This is a genomic window from Streptomyces sp. NPDC054840 (assembly GCF_053611065.1).
Genome location: NZ_JBSGZP010000702.1, coordinates 1 through 3,739 on the forward strand (window position 1 = coordinate 1; position 3,739 = coordinate 3,739).

At 69.0% G+C, this 3,739-nt stretch carries 2 protein-coding genes; both read right to left on the bottom strand.

Translation table 11 applies throughout. The features are described from left to right. Window positions 1-15: 15 nt before the first annotated feature. Complete coding sequence (locus tag ACWGIU_RS32555; RefSeq protein WP_453711705.1) at window positions 16-1,515, bottom strand: amino acid permease; 1,500 nt, start codon at window positions 1,513-1,515, stop codon at window positions 16-18. Window positions 1,516-1,638: 123 nt separating this feature from the next. After that, window positions 1,639-3,555: a 1-deoxy-D-xylulose-5-phosphate synthase gene (gene dxs, locus ACWGIU_RS32560; protein WP_453711706.1), complete on the bottom strand. Its 1,917-nt coding sequence runs from the start codon at window positions 3,553-3,555 to the stop codon at window positions 1,639-1,641. Window positions 3,556-3,739: the final 184 nt, after the last annotated feature.

Genomic DNA, 3,739 nt, shown 5'->3' on the forward strand with positions numbered 1-3,739 from the left:
GGGTACGGCCCGTGCTCAGAACTCCGCGTTCTGGCCGACCTTGTGCAGACGGCTGTTGCGGTAGCCGTAGAGGAAGTAGACGACGATCCCGATGGCCATCCAGATGCCGAAGCGCGCCCAGGTCTCGGCCGGCAGGTTGAGCATCAGCCAGAGCGAGGCCGCGATCGACAGGATCGGGACGAACGGCACCCACGGGGTGCGGAAGGACCGGTGCAGGTCGGGGCGGGTCTTGCGCAGGACGATCACGCCCAGCGCGACCACCACGAAGGCGAACAGGGTGCCGATGTTCACCAGTTCCGCGAGTGTTTCCAGGCTGGTGAAACCGGCGACGACCGCGATGACCCCGCCGAGCAGCAGGGTCGCCCGGTAGGGGGTGCGGTACTTCGGGTGCGTCACGGAGAAGACCCGCGGCAGCAGTCCGTCGCGGCTCATCGCGAAGAACACGCGGGTCTGGCCGAGCAGCAGGATCATGCACACGGTGATCAGACCGACGGCCGCGCCGAGGCTGATGGCGCCCGAGAAGAACGGCTGGTTCACCGATTTGAAGGCTTCGGCGAGCGGCGCGGTCGGGGACATCTCCGAGTACTTCTGCATGCCCGTGACGACCAGGGTCACGGCGACGTAGAGCACCGTGCAGATCAGCAGCGAGCCGAGGATGCCGCGCGGCATGTCGCGCTGGGGGTTCTTGGTCTCCTCGGCCGCCGTCGCCACCACGTCGAAGCCGATGAAGGCGAAGAAGATGAGCGAGGCCGCCGTGAAGATGCCCATGACACCGAAGTTGGTGGGCGCGTAGCCGAAGAGAACCTGGACCAGGGGCGAGTGCCAGCCGCTGACACCCTCGGCCTGTGGCTGGGCCGGCGGGATGAACGGCGAGTAGTTGTCGGCCTTGATGAAGAACAGGCCCGCGATGATGACCAGCAGCACGACCGTGACCTTGATGGCGACGACGACCGCAGTGATGCGGGCCGAGAGCTTCGTCCCGACGACCAGGATCCCCGTCAGCACCAGGACCAGCAGGAAGGCCAGCAGGTCGAAGTCGCCGCCGGCATCGGGTCCGGACAGCGAGGTCGGCAGCGTCCAGCCCAGGTTGGTGTCCATGAGGTGGCGCACGTACCCGGACCAGCCGACCGCGACGACGGCGGTGCCGAGTGCGAACTCCAGCACCAGGTCCCAGCCGATGATCCAGGCGGGCAGCTCGCCGATCGAGGCGTACGAGAACGTGTATGCCGATCCGGCCACCGGCACGGTGGACGCGAACTCGGCGTAGCAGAGCGCCGCGAGGGCGCAGACGATGCCCGCGGCCACGAAGGCCAGGGCGGTGGCGGGACCGGCGTTGTTCCGGGCGGCGATGCCCGTGAGGACGAAGATGCCGGTGCCGATGATGACGCCCACACCGAAGACCGTGAGGTCCCAGGCGGAGAGCGACTTGCGGAGCGCGTGTTCGGGCTCCTCCGTGTCGCGGATGGACTGCTCCACCGTCTTGGTACGGAACGGGCTGTTCAGATCCTTGCTCACCGACGCCTCCGAGAGGTGACGACGCACGAACGGGCCGGGAGGCCCACTCCTCAAGAGTGATCTCCCGGCCCGTGACGTGCAACCGCGCGTCGATCTACGAAGGGCGCGCGCGGCGGTTCCGGACTAGTCGACGGCGGCGGCCGGCTCGCTGTCGTAGCGGCCGTCCAGCTTGGCGACCAGGCCGGTGACCTGCCGGGCGATGTCCGGCGCGGTCAGGCCGATCTCGGCCATGATCTCCTTGCGGAGGGCATGGTCGAGGAAGCGCTGCGGGATACCGAAATCGCGCAGCGGTACGTCGACACCCGCGTCCCGCAGGGCCTGCGAAACGGCGGAGCCCACACCGCCGGTACGGCCGTTGTCCTCGACGGTGACGACCACGCGGTGCCGGTCCGCGAGCGGGGCCAGGGCCTCGTCCACGGGCTTGACCCAGCGGGGGTCGACCACGGTCGTGGAGATGCCCTGCTTGTCCAGCAGGGCGGCGATCTCCAGGCACATCGGGGCGAGCGCACCGACCGAGACGAGCAGTACGTCCGGCCGAGTGACCTCGGCGCCCGGGGCACGCAGGACGTCCATGCCGCCGATCCGGCCGACGGCCGGGACGGCCGGGCCGACGACGCCCTTGGAGTAGCGCACGACGGTCGGTGCGTCCTTGACCTCGACCGCCTCGCGGAGCTGGGCGCGCAGCTGCTCGGCGTCGCGCGGCGCGGCGAGCCGCAGGCCGGGTACGACCTGCAGGATGGACATGTCCCACATGCCGTTGTGGGAGGCGCCGTCGTCGCCGGTGACACCGGCGCGGTCCAGGACGAAGGTGACCCCGCACTTGTGCAGGGCCACGTCCATCAGGACCTGGTCGAAGGCGCGGTTGAGGAAGGTCGCGTACACCGCGAAGACCGGGTGGACCCCGCCGGTGGCCAGGCCCGCCGCCGAGGTGGCGCCGTGCTGCTCGGCGATGCCCACGTCGTAGATCCGGTTCGGGAAGGCCTCGGCGAACTTGTTGAGGCCGACCGGGTGAAGCATGGCGGCGGTGATGCCGACGATGTCCTCACGCTCGTGGCCGAGCTTGACCATCTCGTCGGCGAAGACGGAGGTCCAGCTGGCGGCGGCGGTCTTCACCGGCAGGCCGGTGTCCGGGTGGATCACGCCGACCGCGTGGAAGCGGTCCGCCTCGTGCTCCAGGGCCGGGGTGTAGCCGCGGCCCTTCTGGGTGAGGCAGTGCACGATGACCGGGCCGCTGAAGCGCTTGGCGCGCTGCAGGGCGGACTCCAGGGCCTCGATGTCGTGGCCGTCGATGGGCCCGATGTACTTGAGGCCGAGGTCCTCGAACATGCCCTGCGGGGCGATGAAGTCCTTGAGGCCCTTCTTTGCGCCGTGCAGGGTCTCGAAGAGCGGCTTCCCGACGACCGGGGTGCGCTCCAGGATCTCCTTGCCGCGGGCCAGGAAGCGCTCGTAGCCGTCCGTGGTGCGCAGGGTGGCCAGGTGGTTCGCGAGGCCGCCGATGGTGGGGCCGTACGAGCGCTCGTTGTCGTTGACCACGATGACCAGTGGGCGGTCCTTGGCGGCGGCGATGTTGTTCAGCGCCTCCCAGGCCATACCACCGGTCAGCGCGCCGTCGCCGATGACGGCGGCGACGTGGTGGTCATCGCGGCCCAGCACCTCGTTGGCCTTGGCCAGGCCGTCGGCCCAGCCGAGCACGGTGGAGGCGTGCGAGTTCTCGATCACGTCGTGGTCGGACTCGGCGCGCGAAGGGTAGCCGGACAGACCGTTCTTGGTGCGCAGGCCGGCGAAGTCCTGGCGGCCCGTGAGCAGCTTGTGGACGTAGGCCTGGTGGCCGGTGTCGAAGAGGACCTTGTCCTTGGGCGAGTCGAAGACCCGGTGCAGGGCGATCGTCAGTTCGACCACCCCGAGGTTGGGGCCGAGGTGCCCGCCGGTCTTGGAGACGGCGTCGACGAGGAAGGACCTGATCTCGGCCGCGAGCTGGTCGAGCTCCTCCTGGCTGAGCCGGTCCAGATCGCGCGGTCCCTTGATGCGGGTCAGCAGCACCCGTGCCTCCTTGCAGTTGCTTGCTGGTCTGTCGAGTCTAATGTTCCGCCCCCGGCCACGGTCATCGGGCCGTACCGAGGGAGTCACACCTTTGTCATACATGTACGCACGGCCTGACGGCCACACATCACATACGGGCGCATATCCGTACATGAGTACGCCGTACATGCACGCACGGATGCCC